The following is a 24,669-nucleotide window of genomic DNA, read 5'->3' as shown; positions in this document are numbered from 1 at the left end:
AGTAATTTTTAATGAAAACAATAATTGGGATCACAGCAGCCTTATTACTTGCTGTAGTATCCGTAGCATACTTATACTTTTCAAATCTTAATGTCAAAAGTCGCAGTAATAACCGGATTCTTTCTGAAATACCATCTGATGCATCAATAATTTTTCAACATGAAAACGACCAAAGTCTTTACGATATCTTTAAAGACTACACGATATTCGACACAATTGCCGGAGCTCAAAAAAAGGAGGAGATCCATTGGTTAACAGATTTTATTTTAAGCAATACAGCACTTAACCCATTAACATCAGGACAGAAGGTCTTTTTATCATTTCATCCATCAAAATCCGACAGTGTCCATTTTCTATGGTCAATGCAATTAAAAGAGACACTAAATGAAGAGGAAATAAGGAGTATTTTAGTAAAGGACACCTCCAATCAGATCGCTAAATCCCAGGAAACAGGACAAAATATATTTCTGATAAAGAATAAAACACTTAATCGGGACTTTTACCTTGCTGTGGATAAAGGAATTGCCAGAGGCAGTTTTAATAAAGACATTCTTTTCCGGAGTTTGGATAAGAAGTCAGAAAAGATCGACCCGGAATTTATTAAAATAATAAACGAAGGAATCAGGAAAGACGAAAATGCGCTGGCCAACCTATTCATAAATTACAAAAAACAAGGGCTGTTAAGGCCATTTTTCAGGAAAGATCTTAGCGGTAACTTTGAAATATTCAAGGTTTTCCCTGGCTATTCAAGCTTAACGATGAATTATAAAAGTGATGCTCTGATGTTTAACGGGCTAACGAATATTTCAGAAATAAACAATACCTATTTAAAACTATTCTTGAGCCAGGCCCCAGTAAAAAACACTATTAAACGGATCCTACCTTACAATACATCAAACTCAGTGGTCTATGGTTTATCAAAGTATTGGACATTTCATAATGAGCTGAGCAGTTTATTTAAGGCAAGAAAGGAACTTGACACACTTAATAAGCAAATTGAGCTGATCACTACCGAGACAGGTGTGAATCCTGATCGCGATATTAAGAAATTGTGGGGCAATGAACTATCCGCCATGCAGCTTTCTACTTTTGAAAATCTGGTTATAATTAAGGTGACAAATGGCACACAGATGCAATTTTTTCTTGACCCCTTAAGTTCATCCTATTCTGAACCGATCAAAAAAATAAATTACAGTAACCTTTTTTACTATTATTGGGGTGACCCTTTGAAAAAATATCCGAAACCCTTTTACATGATCACCGATAATTTGCTCATACTATCTAATTCACCAGGTACATTGCAGCGTTATCTTAAAGACTATAATTCAGAAAGGTTCCTTCTTAGAACAGAAGCATTCATACAATTCGATCAGCTTGTTGGCGACCAAAGCAATATTTCGTTCATATTACACTTGAACAATTCGGCAAGCCTTCTGAAAAACCTATTGAAACCCAACTATGCAAAGAACTTCGGGTTAAACAATCATGGATTAAAGGATCTTTATGCGCTTTCATATCAACTGGCGAGCAATAAAGATCATTTTTTCACAAATTTTTACACAGGATATAAAAACCTTGCACCAACGCCGGAACCAGTATTATCCGTAGATAGTATAAAGAGAAAATAATTAAAGAATGATCAGAATTCAGAGAAACAGCATCAATTTATTTAAAACATCACTATGGACGATCATTTTATTGGTTACATTCAGCAGCGCTTATGCTCAGCAATTTTCCCTTTATAACAGCCGCACTCTTTATGACAGCTTTGAGAACCCATCTCAAAGAGCTTATCAGGTAGATACCAGCCGCCGTTTTGCATTTAATTTTTTTATACCAACGATCAGTATAAACAGCTCTTTTTCAGGACCTGCACAACCCGCATTCAAAACACTGATCTATGATGGAGTATTTAATGGCCGGGATATTACAATAGGGGAAAATAAGCGAAATACCCTCACATTGAATTCAAATAATTATGTGGCGATGCTGCGTATGTTAAAGTCGGTAAAGAAGTACAAGGAAATGGGTTTGTCATGGCAGATCCGTAATGATGGAAGGGCTGAAGTAACCAATGAAGTATTTGCTGTCTTCGACGATTACAAGATATTCAACTCAAGCACTTTACAGGATCTTTTCAATGTAAATGGTTATAATCAATCTTACCACCAATTTAGTTTCACCTACCGGCAGAATTATACAAAGCGCCTGGCAATTGGTGCAAAATTTAGCCTGCTCAGTGGCATAAGTTATACTACCATGAAGGTTCGGCAGTCTGAGATAAATATTGATGAATCAGCAGACATTATCGATGTTTCAGTTAGGGGCACCTTGCGATCGAGTTTTAAGTTTGATGATTTCCAGAGGAAAATGGTTAATCCAAATTTCAAAAACCCTGGATTATCAATAACTGCAGGTGCCAGTTATAAATTACGGGATGGCTGGTTTATCCTCGGTAATTTGAAGGATGTTGGATTTATCAAATGGAGTAAGGATTCTTATGAGTATAACTTTGATACCGGAAAGATATTCATTGAAAATGCATCAAATCAAAGTGCAGATAACAGACTTGCAGACAGTCTGGATAATAGAATAAGTTCAATTTCAATAAACAAATCTTATATAAGTGCAATAAATGGCAAGGCAGAGATCCTGATCAATAAAGATTTCGGGAATTACCGTCCCAATTTGATCCTATCAAAAAGCATATATTATAAAGGTGGAGATATTGCTTTGGTTAATAACTACCATTATAAAAATTATGTATTCACCGGAATGGCAGATTATAATACCAATGGTTTTTTGCAGCTAGGCGGACAATTCATGATTAAAACACCGAATGTTGAATTCTATATGGGAAGTGATCATTTTGTTAAGTCATTTGAAATATTAAAGACCTTCTACAAGAATGAAACTACCTATTCGGATGGATATACCGGTGCATCATTTTATATGGGGTTTGCTTTAAAATTTGGCAGAGTATTGGAACATCAGGCAAATGCAACGCAGATACCCGGCTTTATGAAAGATCCAGGTAGTGGATTTATTAGACGACTAATAGGAAAAAAAGATTAGAGAGTTCCTTTTTTTGATGTAGTGAAAAGAAAGTCCTTTAAATAAAATGGTTCGAAATAAGCCAGGTTTTCAAATTCAGAATCACGAAATTTTTTCGAGGTTAAAAAGTTTAAATGAGATGCAGATGTGGAAAAATCAATGAAATTAATGTTAGGTTGATCTGCAAAAAGCACTTTGAACTTATCAGCGCCGTCACCAAAAAGAAAGAGCTCCTGCTCTCTGAATTCAATAAATGAATCTATATCGACAATCTTTGCACTGACTGACTCAACAACACTCAGATCCTTTCGGTATATGCCAGTATAGACTTCCATCCTACGGGCATCGACCATTGGAATGAGTAATCCTGAATCAGGGATATCAAAAGCTTCCGTTAAACCAGATGCCATTGCTGCTATGGTATCGATACCAATTAAGGGTATATCAAGGGCATAGCATAAGCCCTTAGCGGTAGAAACACCAATTCTCAAGCCAGTATATGACCCGGGCCCTTTACTAATTGCAATAGCCCGAAGATCCGAATACTCCTTTTCAGACTTTGACATCACTTCATCAATAAAGAGGGTGATATGGCTGGCATGTATATTACGCTCATTAACCTCCTTTACTGCTATGATGTTTCCGTTCTCAGCCAAGGCTACAGAACAAGTAGTTGTTGCAGTTTCAAGAAGCAAAATCAATTGATCATTCATAGATACAAAGGAGAGAAATTATATACAGATTAAAAAGATCATGGTACAGGATCATGCCCATGTCCACCCCATGGATGGCAGCGGCCAATACGTTTTAAAGTTAGCCAGCCTCCCTTAAACGGACCATGTTTCTTAATCGCTTCAACCCCGTAATGAGAACAGGTTGGAGTAAAACGGCATGATTTTCCAAGAATGGGTGAAATTAAATACTGATAGATCCATATCAGAAATAAGAAGAACGTGGAAAATATCTTTTTTATAAACTTACTCAACATGATTGCTCAGATATGTTCTTTTTTAAACGCAGCAATGCATTATTAAATTTCTTTTCCATTGAGGCATATTCAGCAATTTCATTCCCGATGTAATTAATACCGAGTATTATTTTTTCTGAGCGCTCATTAAGGAAAGGAAAAAGATCTTCTGATTTATGAAGCCTGTAAATTTCGCGAATTCTGCGTTTGAGCAAATTTCGATCCACAGCACGTTTGAACCTTTTTTTAGGCACACTAATAAGTACCTGAACAGGAATATCTGAATCAACTTCAGCAGAGATCCAGATGATACGGAAGGGATAAACTAAAAAAGAAGAACCGTTATGATAAAGCTTTTCTATAAGCTTAATATTACATAACCGTTCTTCCTTTGTAAAACTGTTCATTTTGATTGTTATTTAGCCTGATTGACAAGCAGATATTGATCTGCAAAATCGTAAAAGGCTACGAAAATACAATCAAAATTATGCTTTATGGCGACGTTCGTCAGATACAGATAGTCTCTTTCTACCCTTAGCTCTTCTAGAAGCTAATACTCTTCTTCCGTTTGCACTGCTCATACGTTCTCTAAATCCGTGCTTATTTCTTCTTTTTCTTTGAGAAGGCTGGAATGTTCTTTTCATGACTTTTTAATCTAATATTACTCTAAAAAACAGGAGTGCAAATATAAGCTTGATTTTTCACAATTCAAACAGATGATTAAAAATATCCTTATCTTTCTTGAAAAACGAATTTCTCACAATCAGATTTATGAAATTAAAATCCCTGTTTTTGCTTTTATTGCTTTCAAATATAGCCTTTGCGCAGCTTAAAACCGAAAATTATAAAATTTATAATACTCAATCCAAAAGCATATGCTCTTTGGAGGACATGATCAAAAGTCTTGTGCTTGCAGACGTAGTATTTTTCGGTGAGGAGCATAATGATCCAACAGGCCATCAGCTTGAATCAGATGTGCTTCAAAAGCTTCATCAGTTAAACGGCAAAAAACAGACCCTTTCCATGGAGATGTTTGAAAAAGATATCCAGCAGGTTATGAATGAATATCTGCAAAACCTGATTCGTGAAAAGAATTTCATTAAAGAAGCCAGGGCCTGGAATAATTATAACGATTATAAACCGATGATAGAATATGCACGGGAAAAGGAACTTGCTGTTATTGCCGCAAATCCACCGAACCGCTATGTAAATCTGGTTACACGTAAGGGATTATCAGCCTTGAACCCGCTTGACAGATCAGCAAAAAAATGGCTGCCACCTCTGCCAATTGATACTGCAACAGGTGCCTATTATAAAAATTTTCTAAAAACTATGGGTGGCCATACAGTACCGGGAATGGAGATATATCAGTCACAAAACCTTTGGGATAGCGGAATGGCCCATTCCATTTTCCAGTACCTGAAGAAAAACAAAGGGGACAAAGTCTTTCATATCCTGGGCCGTTTCCATAGCGACGAGAAGCTTGGTACTATGGCTAAATTATTAAAATACAATGCGGGATTAAAGCTATCAAACATTTCAAGTTTCTCGGACAAGTCATTTAATGAGCCCGACTGGAGCAAATTCTCTCATCTCGGAGATTTTGTTATAATCACCAACCCTGATTTGAAAAGGACTTTTTAATTATTTATTCTGCTGCTTCAACAGATCCCTGATCTCAGTTAAAAGAGCTTCCTCAGGTCCCGGTGCTGCCGGTGCTGCAGGGGCTGCCTCTTCTTTACGCTTAAGTGAATTAATGGTCTTAATGACAGCAAAAATACAAAAAGCTACGATCAGGAACTGGATTACAGCATTAATGAAATTTCCATAACGTATAGCCACCTCCTCCACTTTACTGACAGCATCAGCTGAAATAAGGACTATTTTCTTTTCAGAAAAGTCAACTCCACCCATAATAAATCCCAAAGGCGGCATAAGAATATCATCAACCAATGAAGTAATTATCTTTCCGAATGCAGCTCCAATGATCACACCGACTGCTAAGTCAACAACATTACCCTTGGAAATAAATTCTTTAAATTCTTTAATGATGGCCATATAATTCTTTATATAATAGTTTACAATCTAAAATAAGCTTAATCTTTAAATAAACAAAACCATTTTTCTTTAAAACCTGATACATAATTTACATTAAGAATGCATCATACACCAATATTTGTGTAATTTTACGTGACAAATCAAATTATGTTAAGACAAAATCTTCAGCAAAAGCTTCTTCAAAAACTTTCTCCCCAACAAATTCAATTTATTAAGCTGTTGCAGGTTCCAACTGTATCGCTTGATACAAGAATTAAAGAAGAGCTGGAAGATAATCCTGCACTTGAAGACCTTAGTCTTGCAAACATGAATGAGCCGGTTGAAGATTATCCTGACCGGGACCCTGACGATAATTTCAACTCAGAAGATAGCCAGGAAAGTTCAGATGAGTTCAATGTAGATGACTATTTGCAGGACGACAACATCAATGACTTCGGTTCCAAATATGAGCAGAATGGAGATGATGATGAAGAACGCAAAGAGATCCCAATAGCCGTACAAAGTTCATTTTTTGAAAGCCTTCAGGCGCAGCTGGACCTGGTACCATTATCCGATAAAGATTTCAGAATTGGACAGCAAATAATTGGCAGTCTTGATGATGACGGTTACCTGAGACGCCCAATAACTTCATTAATCGATGATCTGGCCTTTTCGCAGAACGTATTTGCTGAGGAAGAGGAAGTTCTGGAAATGCTTAAAGTAATCCAATCATTTGATCCGGCCGGTGTTGGCGCCAGAGATCTGCAGGAATGTTTATTAATTCAACTTAGAAAAAGGGAACAAACTCCTTTTGTAAGAAAAGCGATAAGAGTAGTTGAGGATTTCCTGGAGGAGTTCACTAAAAAACATTACGATAAGCTTGAACGTTCCCTGAACATGGATTCAGAGGAGCTAAAAGAAGTTGTTAATGAAATTCTTAAACTAAATCCGAAACCCGGAGATTCGAATGCTGTAACCACGAAGCAGCTCCAAATTATCCCTGATTTTCATATCAGCAACAATGACGGCATATTATTCCTGACATTAAACTCAAAAAATGCTCCTGAACTGCGCGTCAGCCGTTCATATCAGGACATGTTTGAACATTACGATAAAACTGCCCAAAAGGATAAAAAACTTAAAGAAGCCGTACAATTTGTAAAGCAAAAACTTGATTCAGCAAAATGGTTCATTGATGCTATAAAGCAGCGCCAGCAAACTTTGCTAAAAACGATGAATGCAATAATGCATTATCAGTATGAATATTTCCTGACCGGTGATGATAAGAATCTGAAACCGATGATCCTTAAAGACATTGCTGATCGCATTGGAATGGATATTTCAACTGTTTCAAGGGTAGCTAATTCCAAATATGTACAGACAGAATTCGGAACCTTTTTATTAAAATCTTTTTTCTCAGAAGCTATACAAATGGAAAGTGGTGAGGAAGTTTCCAATAAAGAGGTTAAGAAGATACTCGAAGAATGTATTGGAAAGGAAGACAAAAGACGGCCGCTTGCGGATGAAAAACTAACTGAAATTCTCAAAGAACAGGGCTATAATATTGCCAGAAGAACTGTTGCCAAATACCGGGAAGCAATGAACATACCAGTTGCCCGTTTAAGGAAAGAGCTTTAGGGAGGTCTGATGTCTGATGTCTGAGGTCTGAGGTCTGTTGTCAGTTATCAGAATAATGGCTGTCAATTATAAATTAGCCCTTAATTATCCTGGTTCTGTGTTCCTGGCTCGATTGGTATGAAGTAAGAGGTATGAGAAAGTTCAATCCGATATGTACCTCAAATTATATTTGATTTTAAAGCAATAATTTCAAATCAGCAGTTTTTTCTCAGACGTCCTACATCATACCTCCTACACTAGACAACAGACAACTGACCTCAGAAAATTTACCAGCTTTTCTGCGGACAGGTCACTTTGTATCTGTTATTTAAGAAAATACCGAGTACAATTTCATGCGATCCATTGCTTACTGTGTTCAAGCCGGAAGTGGTCACATCATATGAATAGCCTATATTCATAAATGAACCGACATTAAAACCAGCCATTCCGGCAAATGCATCATCTTTACGATAGCTGCCACCTACCCAGAAACGATCTTTATATGCAAGCTTAAGGTTTACGTCAACTGATACTGGCACCGGAGATACGACCTTTAATAATGCAGAAGGTATAGCTGCAAAATCATCTCCCAGATAGACTTTATAGCCTAAAGTTGCGAAGAAATGAGGAACTTTTCTGCCCTGATTATATGTTTCCGGGTCATCACTGAATCCAATCGGGCTTTTTAAAAGCTGCTGAGCTGACACTCCGGCAAAATACCTTGGTCCGTAAAGCCAGATTCCAGCACTCAAATCAGGTTTAAACTGGTTAAAATTTCCTGTACCGATAGCCTGGTCTGCAGGATTTTCCAGAATGAGCTGCGAACGATCCAGAAAGATCTTTGAAACACCTGCAGCAACACCAACTGAAACGTTGATCTGCTCAGTAATCCCAAGATGATAGGCGTAATTCAAATTTACATCTGTTCTTGAAATTGGCCCTGCCTTATCTGAAACAGCTGTAAATCCAATACCATGATGAGGTTCGGATGCCATATAATTTTGCAGATAGCTACGGTTATTGGGATTTGAGCCTCCTCCTTCGGGAACTGATGTGGACGTACCGTACCGGAACTTATTACCGATCGGCGCATGAATTGAAATATAGGAAGTCTCAGGCGCTCCGCTCAAACCCTGCCATTGGCTTCGATAACCTGCCTTCACATCAATGTAATTCTCAATGCCGGAGATTGCAGGATTTAGGATAAAATTATTTAAAATATACTGTGTGTACTGTGGCCTCTGTTGTGCTATAACAGAATGTCCAAAACAAATAAACACAAACAAAAATACCGCTTTCTTCATCCTCCTTTATGTTTTGAGTTCATCACTCATCCAATTTATATTAACCAAGGGCGGTTTCAATATCCAATTTCGGGTATAATATAGTAAATAATGTTTCAATAAACACTTTTCAATATCAATCCACTACTATCGAATAACCGTAACCCAACCTTTAAAAACAGGCAACGCAATTTTGGGATCAATCACATAATAATAGGTCCCAACCGGGACTGTCTGCCCATTAAATATCCCATTCCATGCCTCAATATAACCAATAGAAGCATATACCCTAACACCGTAACGGTTATAAATATTTACCGTTACATTGGGATAACTATCCAGGTATTCTATTTTCCAAACATCATTCACTCCATCACCATTTGGCGTAAAAGTGTTTGGAATAAGAGGTTTTTCAAGTACCTGCACCAAAATATCATCTTGCAGAACACAACCTTCATCAGAAGTAATGATCACTGTATATCTGGTATCTTCGGCAGGGGATGCAACCGGGTTTTGAACATCATCCCGATCAAGTCCGATGGAAGGGCTCCATTTATACTTTAAATTAGTACCAGTTGCCCTGACATTGAACTTCACTCCCCCTCCCCTCAAAATAATGGTATCCGCGCCAGCATCTAGAAAAGGAGTAGTAATATTCAATTGACGATTTATTGTATGATCACAGCCAAATTCATTCGTCACTTTCAAACTGACCGTATAGCTTCCCCCTGCGGTATACTGGTGTAAAAAGGGTGCTCCATTAGCATATTCAGCGATAGTTCCATCCCCCAGATCCCAGTTCCATTTTACAATTCTGCCTTCTAAAGGAATAGAAAGATCAGTAAAGGTGATTCCGGAATTGTTACAACCCGGCAGGCTCATGGAAAAATCAGCAACAGGTATTGCCCGGATCAGCAAATCCTTCTTAAATTCAATTGCAGTACAACTTGTTACATTCTGCACCTTTAAAATCACAGTATATAAACCTGGATTTGTATAAATATGTTTTGGATTTTGATCTGTTGCTGTTTGGCCGTCGCCGAAATCCCATAACCATGAAGTAATTGCATTACCATTATCCTTACTCTGATCTGTAAAGACAATTTCATTATTTGCGCAGAGGTTAACAGAGTTTGTGAATAAAGCCTCCGGAGGATCAAAAACATCAAATGTATAATCAATGACCTGTTCATCAAGGGTACAACCTGCTGCCGAAGCATAGGTTGCAGTTACCTTAACTATCTTCTCTCCCGCCTGCTTATATCCCGCATTTCTGGGGAATATGTATTCGTAATAAACAATACCATTGCGTGTGACGGGAGTAGCAGTAGGATTATTTTGAAGTATTGGAGGGTCATTTACATCTAACTGCCAGGTTAAACTTGAAGCAGGAGATGTTAATGTCAGAACAAAATCCAGATCCTGGTTTGTGCATGCATTGGTAATCTCTTCAAGTGTAATTTTATTGATCGCTTTAACAGACTGGCTGGAAGCAAGATTTGTACCTGCTGAATAGGCATAAGATTCTACATCCCCAAAACCATAAGCTATCGCATTAAAACCTTCAGAGGCCGATAAATTAAAGATCTGGGTGGGATATTGATTCAAATTCAGCTGCATGTATGAAAGACCCGGAAAGGCTGGCAAAGCCGTAAATGTTCCGGTAGGTGCACGACCATTTATTCTGAAGGAGGCAGCCGCAGAGGTCTTTATAAGTATATTGACATAGTTTTCACTGATATTCTCTTTATTGGAAGAATACACGGTTATGTTTTTAATATTATATTCTATAGGATTCAGAATTACCATATCGGGATCTCCAAAACCACCACCTGCACAGGATTGAGTAAGCGAATATTGAGCTACTGCAATGGCCTTATTAGCTGTGATGTATGCCGGCTGATTAACAGGCAAAGGAGTTTGATAAAACTGCCCTGCATTGAGGGTTGCAAGTTGATTTCCATTGTATAATACCTGCGTATTATCCTCTTTTGCCAGAATACGAACATAATTACCATTTGTTCTGGTTGGCAAGCCTGACCTGTTACGCATACTAAAAGGTATAAAACCATAAGAAGTGCCCCAGCTTTCAACAGGATAATTCTGTTGATAAAGTGGATCGGAAGAAACAGGTCCAATACATCCACTAGGGATAGTAATAGCAGAATTCGTAGTTCCTGAAAACATGGCAAACTGCTTACAGCCTGATGTTTGAGGATCAACAAACACACTTGTACCAGTTAGATCCGTATTTGAAAGGTATTCATAAGCATCCCCAATATTTTGGAGCAGTATACCACCAGGCACCAGGTCTACCCCATTTCGTCTTAAAAATATTTTGGTATCCGGTTCGCTGGCAACCAGGACAATATGATTTCGACCACCATCCAATGTATTACCGCTCAAATAGTTCATACTAAAATACTGCTGCCCCAATGCTTCTTTAGGGAGGATCAGTGAAGCAGCGGAACGAGCTCCGGCAAAAATATGACCATATACTACCACCTTGGGTTTACCGGCATCAACCTGGATTCTTATTGCCCGGTTAGACAGCACCCTACCGGATTCTAACTCATCAATATAAGCCTGCCCTCTGGGTATTTGAACCTCGATGACAGAATTTGCCTGTGGCAAAATAAAACTGGTCTGAAATGTACCAACTGTTACAACTCCTGATGAAGCTTGTTTACCGGTTATAAATATTGAGTAATTTGCCAATGGCCGAAACCCATTCAGGTTTGCCGCAACATGCGAAGGAAATACTGCCCAAAACTCGGTTCCTTCATTCGATACACTCTGAGCTTTTCCCTGCTGAATACCGAATATTCCAAGGAACAGGATCAGAATAAAAGAAAAAAAAATCCGCTTAAGCATTTCTATAATATGTTGAGTAAACAGCAAAATTATCTGAGCAATATGTTTAGATACGTACTGACCATTAAATGCTGTTATAAAATTAACAAATAGACTTAAATAAGAACTGATCACCCATAATTATGACAAAAATCTTCAAACTAAACAGGATAAGTGGAAAGATGTTCTGAACAGAATGGTCTTAAAATAAAAAATGCCTGAAGAAATATTCCTCAGGCATTTAATTGATTTTGAAATTACTCCTAATTTCTCAGAGATTTAATGATCTCTAAAGCTTCTTTTGTTGAACCGATAAGTTCAGCATACTTCTTATTTTCCATTACATCTTTACTCACCAGTTTACTACCCATTCCAACCGCACATACACCTGATTTAAACCAGCCTTCAATATTAGCTTTATCCAGCTCCACACCACCTGTTGGCATAAATAACAGATTTGGGAACAATTCCTTTATAGCAGACATAAAACCCGGCCCTAAGATATTTCCAGGAAACAATTTAACCATCTTTGCACCTAATGTCTCAGCCTTAATTATTTCGCTTGGCGTCATACATCCAGGCACCCATAACAGGTCATGTTTATCAGCAACCTCAGCAACACTTTCTACAAGTCCGGGGCAAATAATATAGTCAGCGCCAGCATCAATGAATGTCTGCGCCATTTTTCCATCTTTGATGGTACCAATTCCGAGGTACATGCCTTCTAACTCCGAGTCCACAACTTTGCGCATTGCCTTAAAATTATTCAATGCTGCTTCTCCACGATTAGTGTACTCCACCGCACGGATACCAGCTGAATATAGTGATCTCAACAACTCAACACTGGTTTCTTCATCTTTATTGAAGTATAATGGCAATATACCCTGCTCAGGTATTAATTTCAGAAGTTCGGCTTTTTTACTCATTGTTATATATATTAGATTAAAACTGAGCCACTAATTTAGATATTTAATGAATAACTAAGACATTCTAATCGAAATTCAAGGTATTTATCTGGTTACGTAACATTTTACATTAAAAAATGGATTAAACAGGGATAAAGCTTTTAATTATCGGTCATTAATGTATTTTTGTTTATCCTAATTTGGGATTTTTAACAACCTTCTTTCAAATAAATTACAAAATAAACCATGGCTAAAAAAGTCGTAACACTTGGAGAGATAATGATGAGGTTATCCACTCCTGATTTCAAGAGATTTGTACAAAGTGATAGTTTTGATGTTACCTATGGTGGCGGTGAGGCAAACGTTGCAGCTGCATTATGTAACTACGGACTAAATGGAACCTTCGTTTCCAAAGTTCCAAACAATCCTCTAGGACAATCAGCAATCAATCATTTACGCCGATATGGTGTTGACACTCAGTATGTTGCAAGAGGCGGAAACAGATTAGGAATCTACTTTCTGGAAACTGGTGCATCGATGAGAGCTTCTCAGGTTGTATATGACCGTGCCGATGCTTCCATATCAGATGTTGATGCATCTGAATTTGATTTTGATAAGATTTTTGATGGAGCAGACTGGTTCCACACAACAGGAATTACTCCTGCATTGAGTGATAAAGCAGCTGCATTAACGGAAGCAGCTCTGAAAGCTGCGAAAGCAAAAGGAATTACAACCAGTATTGACCTTAACTACCGTAAAAAATTATGGAGCAAGGAAAAAGCAAGAGAGGTTATGACCAGACTTTGCCAGTATGTGGATGTTTGTATTGGTAATGAAGAAGATGCAGATACCACTCTTGGTTTTACAAGTAAAGGTACTGATGTAACTAAAGGAGAACTTAATCTTGATGGCTACAAAGATGTATTCCAGCAGATGAAAGCAAAATTTGGCTTCAAATATATTGCTTCAACTTTAAGAGAAAGTCATAGTGCTTCTGATAATGGTTGGTCTGCATTAGTTTATGATGGAACCGAATTTTATCATACCAAGTCATATGAAGTTAGAATTGTTGACCGTGTAGGAAGTGGTGACTCATTTGCAAGCGGATTCATTTACGGTTTGGTTACAGACATGAAAATGAGTGATGCTGCTGAGTTTGGTGTTGCCGCATCTGCCATTAAACATACAATTCCAGGCGACTTAAATCATGCCACATTAGCTGAGGTTAAAGACCTGGTAGGTGGAGATGGTTCAGGACGCGTTCAAAGGTAAGAACAGCAAGATTTATAATCCGCCTGAGTTCAGGCGGATTTTTTTTATTACCCTTATTAAATAAACAATATGATCATAGATAGTTTAGAGAATGCAGGAAGATATACCAGCATTCATCCGCTTTTTGCTCAGGCATTCGAGTACATTAAATCACTCGATCTGAAAAATGCTGAGATTGGAAAAACAGACCTTAGCGATGGTTTAAAGATCATTGTTGCTGAAAAAGAGGGAATGAAGCAAGAAGAATCCGTAGCAAAATTTGAATGTCACAACCAAAATATTGATATCCAGCTTTGCATCAGCGGAAAGGAACAAATGGGTTGGAAACCTCGTCAATCATGCAACTCTCCTAAGGGAGAATATAATACAGAAAAGGATGTATTATTTTATAATGATGCCCCTGATATGTTTTTTGAATTATCTGATAATCAATTTGCCATATTCTTCCCTGAAGATGTTCATGCTCCAATGATCGGAGACCATGTGATCAAGAAATTAATTGTCAAAGTAAAGATCTGATCAGGAAATTATTTCAATAAAAAAGGGATACCCCGATTTAGATCAGGAGTATCCCTTTTTATTTGCCCCTGATTTTATCAGGATCCATAAATCATTCGGTTGTATTTTTCAGCCAGTGCCCTGGTCACTTTTCCAGGCTTTCCATCCCCAAAAACTCTTCCGTCTACCTGAACTACCGGCAATATATTTTTGGTTGTACTGGTAATAAAGGCCTCTTTAGCATTTCTGAGTTCTTCCATAGTTACATCCCTTGCTTCTGTATCGTACATGCCTGCAGAAATTTCTAATACCTGCTTCCTGCTTACCCCTTTGAGCATATCAGATTCTGGCGTAAGCACCTGATCATCCTTTGTAACGATAAAAAAATTTGCCCTTGGGCATTCCCGAATTAAGCCATTGCTATTATACAAAACATCGTCTGCTTTTTTCTCTTTCAGAACTGGCTGCAGCCAGATGGCCTGAAGATAATCCAGAGTTTTGGCATTGGAGAACTGACGCTGATATTCATGAGTGATCACGCTGACCCCATGTTCAGACATTGTTCTTGGAATCTGAAAACCCTGTTGGGTAATGACCAGATTAGGCTCTGCAATATTGAATCCATCCGGAGAAAAACCACCTGTCAGTATGGTCTTCACACCTGAATCACTTATATTGTTCTTTTCAATTAGCTGTATGATCTTGCCTCTTATTTCATCGCGGGTTTGACTGATATGAAGCCTCATCAGCACTGCAGATCGAAAGAAACGGTCGAGATGATCTTCAAGGAATACCGGTTTACCATCTATTGTTTTAAAAAAATCAAAGATCCCGTATCCTCTTTGAACAGCAAGGTCTGTAATATTCAACTGGGCTTCATCCGCAGAGATTAAGGAATCATTGACCCAAACATATAGTTTGCTCATTTTATAGTCGCTTATATTTTTTAAGAATTGGAATTACTTTTTCAAGAGGAAGGGCCTCGATCTTTCTGCCATTGCTACCGGTCATTGTTTTTGCTGCAAATAAAGAATTGATCACCGCCTCTTCAGTCGCCTCGATGGCAGCCATAAAAAGTTGAGATGTAAAATCATTATGCAGATATCCGGCTTCAATTACAGGCTGAACAGGCTGATGAGGAACACGAAGAGATTCTGCTGTTGAAAAAGCGATCACATAATCACCGCTTCCATTTGATGCAATTCCCCCTGTTTTCCCCATACCCATGAATGCCCGTTTAGCCAGACGTTCAAGGTTTCTTGCATCAAGCGGTGCATCTGTTGCCACTATGATCATGCAGGAACCATCAACATTATTAAGAAGCTTATCGCTGAATGAAAATTTTCCAAGCTCCTCACCTACCGGGACACCATCAATCTGCAATACTCCGCCAAAATTAGTCTGAACAATTACACCCACAGTATATCCGCCAAGACTTTGAGGTAATTTACGTGAAGATGTGCCAATCCCGCCTTTATAACCAAAACAAACCGTCCCTGTTCCTGCTCCGACAGATCCTTCCTCAATGGGTCCGCTCTTTGCCGACTGAATAGCACTGAGCACATTTTGCTTTGTGACATGGCGACCGCGTATATCATTTAAATTGCCGTCGTTGGTTTCACCCACCACTGCATTCACTGATTGAACCTTTTCATTCCCTTGTTGTGAAAGAGTATATTCTACAATACCCTGAATACCTTCTGCGACATTCAGGGTGTTTGTCAGAATAACAGGACTTTCAAGGGTACCCAATTCGGCTATTTGAGTGCTGCCGCTTAGTTTTCCAAATCCATTCCCGACAAATACTGCTGCAGGCACTTTAAACTGAAATAAATTGCCAGCATGCGGAATAATTGCTGTTACTCCAGTGCGTATATTTTCTCCTGAAACGAGTGTCGTATGTCCGACTTTAACTCCCGCCACATCTGTAATTGCATTGAATTTACCTGCCTGCAGGACACCGATTTGTAATCCTATATCCCGTGCACGTTTAGAATCCTGTGCCAGTAAAAAATTTGAAATACTGCAAAATAGCAGTACAAAAACCAGTTTTTGCATACATACAATATTAAGCAAAAATCTGCAGGATAGATTAGAATATCTGTTTATCAGGATCAGGAGAGATCTGTTAGTCTTTCAAAATTTATCGATAATTTATGTGCCGGTCTTCGTTTTTGTTACTTTCATAATTAAGCCCAGAAAGTTATCTTGCATGAAATTAATCCTGAAATATATCTGACAGATAACACCAAATGACTCAGGATTTTCCAAAAAAATAGCAAAAAAGCCAATGATATCTGAATTCTCAAAACCAATTATGAAAAAGCTGACCGGACTAGTTTGTCTGTTCATGATCATCCTCTTCTGCAGCCCTGCTTTTGCGCAAAAATTAACGAAGAGGAAGGTTGCGAAAGTCTTTAAAAATTCAGAGATAGTAAATAATCACTATACCGGCTTCGCTCTTTATGATAATGTAACAAATAAGCCAATCTATGAACTGGATGCCAATAAACCTGCTATTCCTGCTTCAAACACTAAGCTTTTTACGCTTTATACTGCTTTAAACATGCTGGGAGATTCCATTCCGGGACTACGATATATTACCAAAGGTGATTCCTTAATATTCTGGGGTACCGGAGACCCATCTTTCCTTCATCCGGATCTTAAATCAAGGAAGATCTATGACTTTCTCAAAAATACAGACAAAAAATTATTCTATTCCCATAGTAACAGCAGTACAGACTTTGCAGGATCTGCAATCTATCAGATCGCAATGGTTTCAATGCCTGTAATAGAAAACACGGCAAAGGCCTATTCAGACAAAGAAGGAAAATTGCAGTTAAGTCCTGCTTTTTTAAAGGAATCTCTTAAAATTGACACTTCTTATCATCCAAGATCATTTACCGTGCGGAGAGATGATAAAACCAATACATTTACCTATCCTGATATGCCGGTACCGGCAAATTTCAGGCAAACTCTGTATCTCGTTCCGGGAGCTCAGCTCACCAGTTCAGTTCTTGCCGACACGCTTAAAAAGACGGTTAATATCATCAATATGAGATTGCCGGAGAATGCAAAAACAATGTACAGTGTCCCATCAGATACACTTTATAGAAGAATGATGTTACCCAGCGACAATTATCTGGCAGAGCAAATTTTATATGTTTGTTCCTCCTTACTGCCTGGAAAACTAAGTGTTGATTCGGCAATTGCCTACAGTTCAAGAAATTTCTTAAATGATCTTCCTGACAAATTTCAATGGAGAGATGGTTCGGGATTATCAAGAAATAATTTATTCAGTCCCCGTTCTATAATAAAGACCCTCATCAAAATAAAAGAAAAGGTTGGAAGTGAAGAGCGACTTCTGAACCTGTTTCCGGCAGGTGGAGTTAGCGGCACCATTCGTACAGCCTACAAAACAGACAATGGTGTTCCATTTGTGTGGGCCAAGACAGGTACTTTATCTAATGTCCATTTACAGGGAGGTTATTTCATCACACGAAAAGGAAAAAAGTACATGTATTCATTTATGAATAATAACTTCCTGATCCCGACTGCTGATATTCGCAATGAAATGGTCAGAATAATTACTGATTTTCACAATAAATACTAAATACAAATAATTCAATCTCATCTATCAAAAACATGCAAAGCCCTAAACTCTTTCTTTCATTAGCTCTGACCCTATTTTTATCCTTTAACATTGCTTTTGCGCAAAAAATCTCGCCGGTAAATGGGAGAGTCATTGTAATTGACCCCGGTCATGGTGGTTCTGCTGCAACAGACAGCTACCGTCAGGGTCCGACAGGAGAACGTGAAGAATGGATCGACCTCAGAGTAGGATTATTACTTAAGGAAATACTGGAAAAAAAGGGTGCAAAAGTTTTAATGACCCGAAGTGCAGACGTTACATTTCCTCTGGCCGACCGCTCAAAAATGGCCATTGATAACAAAGCTGATTTCTTCGTTTCAATACACCATAATGCAACGGCAGACCCATCAGTAAATTTTCCGATCATTTATTTTCATGGATTATCCTCATCAAACAAGGCGGGAGTAAGCTTTGGCAAACAATTGGCTAAAAATCTTGCTAAATACATGTATAAATCAAAAACTCCGGCAAGTGTAGTTTCTGACTTCACCATCTTTTCAGGAGCCGGATCTTCAGTACTGCGTGGAACATACGGAATTCCGGGTGTATTGGTGGAGGCTTCATTCTTCACAAATCCTCAGGAAGAAGCACGATTAAAAGAAAAGGAACATAATTATAACGAAGCATTGGCTTTTGCATTGGCTATTGAGAAGTTTTTCAAGGGTACAATTCCTCCAATACGCCCAAAAATAGCATCCGACTTCCCTCCGCAATTTGCCACACTTCAGGAAGCAGAACGTATGAGCCCGCTTGCAAAACGCTGGTATCAGGACTATACCGAAGCAAAAGGACTGATGAAAAGTAAGGATAAGGAAACCCTTCAAAAGGCCTATGATCTATTCACACAATCAGCAAGATCTTTCCCTGACTCCTATGTTGCTGCAAAATGCCATAAATACCGAGCAGAGTTATTGCATAAACTTGGCAAACCGGATGAGGCGGTGCAGGAAGAGAAGAGGGTGAGTGAGTTTTTTCCCGGCTCAGGGCCGGGATGACGAAATTTGCTTTCCAGGCCTCAGGGCAGGGATGATAGTCGCTCAGGGCAGTCGCTAGTACAAAATTACCTTAACGCAGGGAAAATTAGTTTAATTCAAATAAGTATGACTAAAATTTTAAGTGTATTTTCTTTTCTTCTTATCCTGAATATTCAGGTTCAGGGACAAAATAAAAAGGGATCTGATTTCAGGGTTGTGGGCTATTATTCCTTAAAAGCGGCAATGACTGCAGATCTAAAAACCGTCCCTTTTGACAAGCTTACCCATATCAACCTGTCCTTTCTGAATCCAGATACACTTGGCAATTTCAATCAGGATCTTTCGGCATTGGCACCTTTTATTAAAGCTGCCCATGATCACAATGTTAAGGTGCTGCCTTCTATTGCCGGGGGTGGTAAACATGAGTATTATCATAAGCTTTTAAAGGACGAGAACAGGGCAAGGTTTATCAATGATCTGCTTCTGATAAGCCTGAAATATAATTTCGATGGTATCGATGTTGATATTGAAGGCAGTGATATTGATGAGAATTATGAAAACTTTGTAGTCGGACTTGCCAGAGTATTGAAACCTCATAAAAAGCTGATCACTTCGGCCATTGCTATCTTCTATAAAGATCAGCTGAGCGATAAGGCTCTGGCTCAATATGATTTTATGACTCTCATGAGCTACGATCATACAGGCCCATGGAAACCAGGCAATCCGGGACCTCATTCAACTTATGAGCATGCAGTTGCTGACCTGGATTACTTTAGAACAACCCGGAACATCCCCAAAGAAAAAATAGTACTTGGCGTGGGGTTTTATGGATATGGTTTTGGACCTGAATTAACATCCAAAGCTTCAAGCATGAATTACGGACAAATTGTAAAAACTTTTCCGGGTGCAGAAAAATCTGACCAGGTTGTAATGCCCGATGGAAAGATCATGTATTACAACGGTGAAGCGACGATCAGCAAGAAAACACTCCTTGCAAAAGAAAATGCCTCCGGAATTATGATCTGGCAAATTTTAGGAGATGCCGAAGGTGAACTGTCTTTGCTGAAATTGATTTCCCGGCTCAAGGCCGGGATGACTAAATTGGCTCAGGACTAGGTTTTAGTCATCATGGCTTTACGCCGCTATGACAATAGTAGCTCAAGACCAGGATTTGGTCATCCCGGCCTTGAGCCGGGATTAGTAGCCAAATACATTCGGCACCTGCTTCATTTCTGTATTCAGATCAAGCACAAATCCATTAATGACAGCAAACTCAGGTTTACCTTCTTTCGCAAGGATAAATTGAGCCTGCTGGCCAATTCCGGCTGCTTTGATGGCACCGGTTTCAGCGTTTGTCAGGTTTAAAAGTCTGGCGCTCATAGGCCCGGTGGGTGATTTTGTATCAGTCCATTTTACGTACAGATACCCTTCTTTTACCAATTGAAACTCTTCTTCCTGGGTTAATTTATCCCATTCGCTTTTCAGCAAAAGTTTTACTTTACCGGGAACCAGGCTTAATTGGGAAGCCTCAATTTCATTATGACCATAGTTAAGTTCCATATCTCCAAGCTCCTCAATACGGCCGTTGTATGACATACTAGCATAATTTGGTCCTTTGATCTGTGAAAGGTTGATCCCCAGATTGGTCCTGAAAGAAATTCCTTCCTTGTTAATGCTCACATTCCTCACAACAAGGTCATACAATGACCTGCTGTTTTCAGGAATGGAATCATATTTTGCAAGACTCTGACTTGCATAAGACTTTTTAGCGATTGACTCCAGGGCAGTCAGAAGTGCATAGAAATTCAGCTTTCTGATGTATTGCTTCTCAGGATCACCCTTAAAACCACCGGATTCTATCAGGATCGTTGAGAATCCCATTGCCTGAAATGTATCTCCAAAACAGCGCGGATCAAAAGCATCATCATATTTGGCAATATTTCCAGGGACTTTGGTCTGCAGGGCATCGTTCATAGTCAGAATTAGCTGGGTAGCTCTTTTCCTGCTCTCATTCATATCTTTCGGATAATTATAAGCCGGAGCAAGAAATGAGATCGTTGCAGATTTATCGGTACGTCCGGCTGCATAAAGAGTACTCTGATCATGCAGATTGAAAGCAATTTCAGGTTGAATCTTTTTGGCAATTTCCATTAATGCTCTTCCCTCGGGAGTGACAAGTAAACGGGCATCGCGGTTAATATCAATTTCCAGATCATTTCTTCTCTTCCATTCCTGAGCACCATCAGGATTGAGCATCGGCACGAAATGCAGTTCAAGGTTATCCCTGATTATCCTTCGCAGAGGATCAAACTCATCATTTCCGGACATGAAATTAAACAAATCGAACAAAGCCATAGTTGCTGTAGACTCATCTCCATGCATCTGCGACCAGAGTAAAACTTTTGTCCTGCCCCTGCCATAAGTCAGATGATTGATACTGCGGCCTTTAATTGATCTGCCGATCTCCTCAGAACTAAACAATCCGGAATTGATATTTTTCTGAATCAACTGAATGACATCACTGTGTTTAATAAAGCGGTTTTTAATACTGGCTTCATGGTACAATTCATAATTATCCCATACCCTATCCACCTCTTTTTTAACTTTTACAGAGTCCTGTGCGACAGCAATTTGTACAATAATGAAAAGTAAACCTGTAAAAAATATATGTTTCGAACTCATAAATTTGAAATGTTAAACAGCTAAAAATACAAATTATACTATTCCTATATTCGCAAAGGCTCTGTTATTATTCAGAAGTATTAAGATGTTTACATTACTCATTTCAATTATGCTGTCCATGATACCATCAGGATTTCATACATCCAGGGATCCTGAAGGTCTGAAGAAAAAGATCAATGCAGAGTTTGCCAAAAACAAAGGCATATTTGCGATGGCCTTTAAGAATCTATCTACCGGAGAAGAAATTCTGATCAATGAAAAGATTCATTTCCATGCAGCCAGCACTATGAAAACCCCGGTGCTGATCGAAGCTTATAAACAGGCAGCAGCAGGAAAATTCTCAATAGAAGACCCTCTGACCATCAAAAATGAATTTAAAAGCATTGTTGATGGAAGTCCCTTTTCTCTCGACCAAAAAGACGATAGTGATTCAGAATTATATACCAAAACCGGCACTCAGGTTAAGATCTATGATCTCCTTTATCTCATGATCATAAAAAGCAGTAATCTGGCTACCAATCTGATCATCGACCTGGTTGGGGCGAAGAATGCCAATAATACCATGCGTGAAATGGGAGCCAATGATATTCAGGTGCTGCGCGGTGTGGAAGATACCAAGGCCTTTCGCAAAGGACTTAATAATACAACCACGGCTTATGATCAGATGCTGATCTTTTCGGAAATGGCGGATGGGAAAATTGTTAACCAGGAGTCCTCAGATGCGATGATCAATATCCTGCTTGATCAGAAATTTAATGATAAGATTCCGGCGAAGCTGCCGAAAGATGTAAAGGTGGCCCATAAAACAGGTTGGATAACCGGTGTAAATCACGATGCAGGGATTGTTTTCCTTCCGGATGGCAGGAAGTATGTATTGGTTTTTCTATCCAAAGAACTCACGGATGATCAGGCAGCAGTTAAGTCGATGGCTAAGGTATCCCGGATGATCTTTAATTATTTTGATGCACAAACCAGAAGCAGGACCCGGATGGTGAGGTCTTCGTTTGGGATGATGTAGGAGGCAGGAAGCATGAGGTAGGAAGTAGGATAATGAAGTACTAATTTAAAATTAACAGCCTTTTTTCTGACAACATACAACAGATAACTGACAACAGAATCCAGACCAGGTGAGCCAAGAACCAGGAGCCAAGAATCAAGACGAGGAAGTGCTAATTTGAAATCAGCAGTATTTCTTCTGACCTCAGACCTCATACCTCAGATAAATGAACCAGGATGATGAAGTACTAATTCAAAATTGGCAGCCTTTGTTCTGACAACAGACAACTGACAACAGAATCCAGACCAGGTGAGCCAGGAACCAGGAGCCAAGAATCAAGACGAGGAAGTGCTAATTTGAAATCAGCAGTATTTCTTCTGACCTCATACCTCATACCTCAGATAAATGAACCAGGATGATAAAGTACTAATTCAAAATTGGCAGCCTTTGTTCTGATAACAGACAACCGATAACTGTCAACATACCTCATACCTCAGCCCATTAGCTACTGGTACTTTTGAAAGATTCAATTAAGCGTTTTATCAATCGCATTCAATAAATTCTCTTCCGGATCATTGAAATATTCCCAGAAAAAGATGCCGGCTAGTTTATGTTTTTTGATGTATTGGGCTTTCTTTTTTATTGAACGCTCATCATCATAGGTGATAAACACCTTGGTTTCGGAGTTAAAGAGATAAGGCGCTTTAGCATGTCTGTCCCAATGACGTTTGTACCCGTTTTTATTGATAAACTCGTTCTTCATTTTGCCATATCCACCACCCTGACCCGCGACAGCTTTCGATCCGCTGATCTGTGGCTGATTTAAACCATTATTTGTATTGCTTTCAGCTTCCCTGCTCTTCCCATAGAATGCAGCTCCCAGTCCCAGTTTGCTTGCAGGCACACCGGCTTCCATGAAATCCATTACAGACTTATGTGCCGAACTTCCGGTTTCCATACCCCGTGATGGATAAAGATTGGTGTGATGATTTACGGTTTTTCCTCCATAGTCATAGGTCATGATCAGGATATAATCAAGGATCTTTGCTACCTCGGCCATCTCCGTATTATTCACAAATGATTTGGAACCGCCAACTGCTGCTGTCAGAAGGTATTTTCTGCCCTTTTCAGCTTCCAATTTATCCAGCTCAGCACGAATATCCTTAAACATCAAAGTGAAATTCTGTTTGTCTTCGGGGCGATAGATATTACCCTCCTCCCCTCTCATGGCTGGATATTCCCAGTCGATATCTACCCCATCCAGATCATATTGCCTGATAATATCGACACTGCTCTTTGCAAACAGCTTTCTTGAACTTGGGGTAAGCACCGCATCCGAAAAATTTTCACTCCATGACCATCCGCCAATGGAGATCATGATCTTAAGATCAGGATTGATCTTCTTCAGCTCATTCAGCTTACGAAAGTTGGTCGAGTCGGTTTTTAAATTGGTTAAAAATGCGGCACTATCCTTCACATTCACGAAAGCATAGTTGATATGGCTAAGTTTTTTGGCATCGATCTCAGCAACATTTACTTGTCCCCGATAACCCCCAACATAACCGTTGACAATGAATTTCTTCTTTTCCTGTGCGTTTGAATTTATGAATATGCTTGCGGTTAAGAATGTGGTTAGAATGATTCGGGAGAATGAAGGGCTTAATTTCATGTTTGATGGTTTGAATGAGTTAAGGTATAAAAAATGATTGGTTTAAGTTATGAAAAGCAGGCGATTAAATGACATTATTAGTGTAAATAATGCGTTTAGATTAGTCTGCTAGCACACGCGTGTGCTCTTATTAGAGGTATCGGCAAGAAATTTTGTTTTGTTGCCGAATTAAATAAGACAGGCAACAAAAATCATCATTTCTCTTATAT

The 24,669-nt window shown here is 38.9% G+C and carries 22 protein-coding genes; 10 read left to right on the top strand and 12 right to left on the bottom strand.

From position 1 onward, the window contains the following. The first annotated feature begins 11 nt into the window (after nucleotides 1–11). Together BLR27_RS00550 and BLR27_RS00545 are read left to right on the top strand one after the other, a co-directional pair. Nucleotides 12–1,628: a hypothetical protein gene (locus tag BLR27_RS00550; protein ID WP_090697616.1), complete on the top strand. Its 1,617-nt coding sequence runs from the start codon at nucleotides 12–14 to the stop codon at nucleotides 1,626–1,628. A 7-nt stretch (nucleotides 1,629–1,635) separates the two neighbouring features. Continuing rightward, a complete protein-coding gene (locus tag BLR27_RS00545) occupies nucleotides 1,636–3,075 on the top strand; it encodes a DUF5723 family protein (RefSeq protein ID WP_090697612.1) in 1,440 nt (479 codons plus the stop codon). Here the strand turns inward: BLR27_RS00545 and tsaB are convergent. The 4 genes from tsaB to rpmH all read right to left on the bottom strand — a co-directional run bounded on the left by tsaB (nucleotide 3,072) and on the right by rpmH (nucleotide 4,665). Further along, nucleotides 3,072–3,767 carry a tRNA (adenosine(37)-N6)-threonylcarbamoyltransferase complex dimerization subunit type 1 TsaB gene (gene tsaB / locus BLR27_RS00540; protein WP_090697608.1) on the bottom strand — a complete coding sequence of 232 codons (696 nt, stop codon included), beginning with the start codon at nucleotides 3,765–3,767 and terminating at the stop codon, nucleotides 3,072–3,074. The two genes, BLR27_RS00545 and tsaB, sit on opposite strands and share 4 nt — an antisense overlap. A 38-nt stretch (nucleotides 3,768–3,805) precedes the next feature. After that, nucleotides 3,806–4,042, bottom strand: coding sequence for a membrane protein insertion efficiency factor YidD (gene yidD, locus BLR27_RS00535; RefSeq protein ID WP_090697603.1), 237 nt, complete (start codon nucleotides 4,040–4,042; stop codon nucleotides 3,806–3,808). Further along, on the bottom strand, nucleotides 4,036–4,428 hold the full coding sequence (locus BLR27_RS00530) for a ribonuclease P protein component (RefSeq protein ID WP_090697600.1): 393 nt from the start codon (nucleotides 4,426–4,428) through the stop codon (nucleotides 4,036–4,038). Before BLR27_RS00530 ends, yidD begins: the two co-directional genes overlap by 7 nt. Nucleotides 4,429–4,506: 78 nt before the next feature. Then, a complete protein-coding gene (gene rpmH, locus BLR27_RS00525) occupies nucleotides 4,507–4,665 on the bottom strand; it encodes a 50S ribosomal protein L34 (protein ID WP_079701901.1) in 159 nt (52 codons plus the stop codon). Between the two features lie 127 nt (nucleotides 4,666–4,792). On the opposite strand from rpmH, the gene BLR27_RS00520 reads away from it, so the two are divergent. Then, the gene (locus BLR27_RS00520) at nucleotides 4,793–5,665 is read left to right on the top strand and encodes a ChaN family lipoprotein (protein WP_090697596.1); all 873 of its coding nucleotides are present in this window, start codon (nucleotides 4,793–4,795) and stop codon (nucleotides 5,663–5,665) included. Here BLR27_RS00520 and mscL read toward each other — a convergent pair whose 3' ends face one another. Then, on the bottom strand, nucleotides 5,666–6,079 hold the full coding sequence (gene mscL, locus BLR27_RS00515) for a large-conductance mechanosensitive channel protein MscL (RefSeq protein ID WP_090697592.1): 414 nt from the start codon (nucleotides 6,077–6,079) through the stop codon (nucleotides 5,666–5,668). 147 nt (nucleotides 6,080–6,226) lie between these two features. Here mscL and rpoN point away from each other — a divergent pair, with 147 nt between their 5' ends. Continuing rightward, entirely contained in the window at nucleotides 6,227–7,696 is a 1,470-nt protein-coding gene (gene rpoN, locus BLR27_RS00510) for an RNA polymerase factor sigma-54 (RefSeq protein ID WP_090697587.1), read from the top strand. A 266-nt stretch (nucleotides 7,697–7,962) separates the two neighbouring features. On the opposite strand, the gene BLR27_RS00505 is transcribed toward rpoN, so the two are convergent. The 3 genes from BLR27_RS00505 to BLR27_RS00495 form a co-directional block, all read right to left on the bottom strand. Continuing rightward, on the bottom strand, nucleotides 7,963–8,979 hold the full coding sequence (locus BLR27_RS00505) for a PorP/SprF family type IX secretion system membrane protein (protein ID WP_090697582.1): 1,017 nt from the start codon (nucleotides 8,977–8,979) through the stop codon (nucleotides 7,963–7,965). A 126-nt stretch (nucleotides 8,980–9,105) separates the two neighbouring features. Further along, a complete protein-coding gene (locus BLR27_RS00500) occupies nucleotides 9,106–11,832 on the bottom strand; it encodes a PKD domain-containing protein (RefSeq protein WP_143007673.1) in 2,727 nt (908 codons plus the stop codon). A 242-nt stretch (nucleotides 11,833–12,074) separates the two neighbouring features. Then, nucleotides 12,075–12,737, bottom strand: a complete 663-nt coding sequence (locus BLR27_RS00495; protein ID WP_090697575.1) for a bifunctional 4-hydroxy-2-oxoglutarate aldolase/2-dehydro-3-deoxy-phosphogluconate aldolase — start codon at nucleotides 12,735–12,737, stop codon at nucleotides 12,075–12,077. A 225-nt stretch (nucleotides 12,738–12,962) separates the two neighbouring features. Between BLR27_RS00495 and BLR27_RS00490 the strand changes: the two genes are divergently transcribed. Together BLR27_RS00490 and BLR27_RS00485 are read left to right on the top strand one after the other, a co-directional pair. Then, complete coding sequence (locus BLR27_RS00490; RefSeq protein WP_090697572.1) at nucleotides 12,963–13,988, top strand: sugar kinase; 1,026 nt, start codon at nucleotides 12,963–12,965, stop codon at nucleotides 13,986–13,988. Between the two features lie 69 nt (nucleotides 13,989–14,057). After that, nucleotides 14,058–14,507, top strand: coding sequence for a YhcH/YjgK/YiaL family protein (locus tag BLR27_RS00485; protein ID WP_090697568.1), 450 nt, complete (start codon nucleotides 14,058–14,060; stop codon nucleotides 14,505–14,507). A 77-nt stretch (nucleotides 14,508–14,584) separates the two neighbouring features. Here the strand turns inward: BLR27_RS00485 and BLR27_RS00480 are convergent, their stop codons facing one another. Together BLR27_RS00480 and BLR27_RS00475 are read right to left on the bottom strand one after the other, a co-directional pair. Then, on the bottom strand, nucleotides 14,585–15,412 hold the full coding sequence (locus tag BLR27_RS00480) for an aminotransferase class IV (RefSeq protein WP_090697564.1): 828 nt from the start codon (nucleotides 15,410–15,412) through the stop codon (nucleotides 14,585–14,587). Nucleotide 15,413: 1 nt separating this feature from the next. Then, entirely contained in the window at nucleotides 15,414–16,544 is a 1,131-nt protein-coding gene (locus BLR27_RS00475) for a DmpA family aminopeptidase (RefSeq protein WP_090697559.1), read from the bottom strand. A gap of 259 nt (nucleotides 16,545–16,803) precedes the next feature. On the opposite strand from BLR27_RS00475, the gene BLR27_RS00470 reads away from it, so the two are divergent. From BLR27_RS00470 to BLR27_RS00460, 3 genes are all read left to right on the top strand, one after another. Beyond that, nucleotides 16,804–18,099 (top strand): D-alanyl-D-alanine carboxypeptidase, encoded by a 1,296-nt coding sequence (locus tag BLR27_RS00470; RefSeq protein ID WP_245704378.1) that lies wholly within the window; start codon nucleotides 16,804–16,806, stop codon nucleotides 18,097–18,099. 32 nt (nucleotides 18,100–18,131) lie between these two features. After that, nucleotides 18,132–19,133 carry an N-acetylmuramoyl-L-alanine amidase family protein gene (locus BLR27_RS00465; RefSeq protein WP_090697551.1) on the top strand — a complete coding sequence of 334 codons (1,002 nt, stop codon included), beginning with the start codon at nucleotides 18,132–18,134 and terminating at the stop codon, nucleotides 19,131–19,133. 105 nt (nucleotides 19,134–19,238) lie between these two features. After that, entirely contained in the window at nucleotides 19,239–20,228 is a 990-nt protein-coding gene (locus BLR27_RS00460) for a glycosyl hydrolase family 18 protein (protein ID WP_090697547.1), read from the top strand. A gap of 81 nt (nucleotides 20,229–20,309) precedes the next feature. Here BLR27_RS00460 and BLR27_RS00455 read toward each other — a convergent pair whose 3' ends face one another. Continuing rightward, nucleotides 20,310–21,794: a M14 family zinc carboxypeptidase gene (locus tag BLR27_RS00455; protein ID WP_090697543.1), complete on the bottom strand. Its 1,485-nt coding sequence runs from the start codon at nucleotides 21,792–21,794 to the stop codon at nucleotides 20,310–20,312. 85 nt (nucleotides 21,795–21,879) lie between these two features. Between BLR27_RS00455 and BLR27_RS00450 the strand changes: the two genes are divergently transcribed. Next, nucleotides 21,880–22,812: a serine hydrolase gene (locus tag BLR27_RS00450; RefSeq protein ID WP_090697539.1), complete on the top strand. Its 933-nt coding sequence runs from the start codon at nucleotides 21,880–21,882 to the stop codon at nucleotides 22,810–22,812. Nucleotides 22,813–23,317: 505 nt separating this feature from the next. On the opposite strand, the gene BLR27_RS00445 is transcribed toward BLR27_RS00450, so the two are convergent. Continuing rightward, nucleotides 23,318–24,460: a glycoside hydrolase family 18 protein gene (locus BLR27_RS00445; RefSeq protein WP_090697535.1), complete on the bottom strand. Its 1,143-nt coding sequence runs from the start codon at nucleotides 24,458–24,460 to the stop codon at nucleotides 23,318–23,320. Nucleotides 24,461–24,669 lie beyond the last annotated feature (209 nt).

It is taken from the genome of Daejeonella rubra (genome assembly GCF_900103545.1).
Classification (GTDB): Bacteria; Bacteroidota; Bacteroidia; order Sphingobacteriales; family Sphingobacteriaceae; genus Daejeonella; species Daejeonella rubra.
This window is presented reverse-complemented; position numbering and strand designations above follow the sequence as displayed.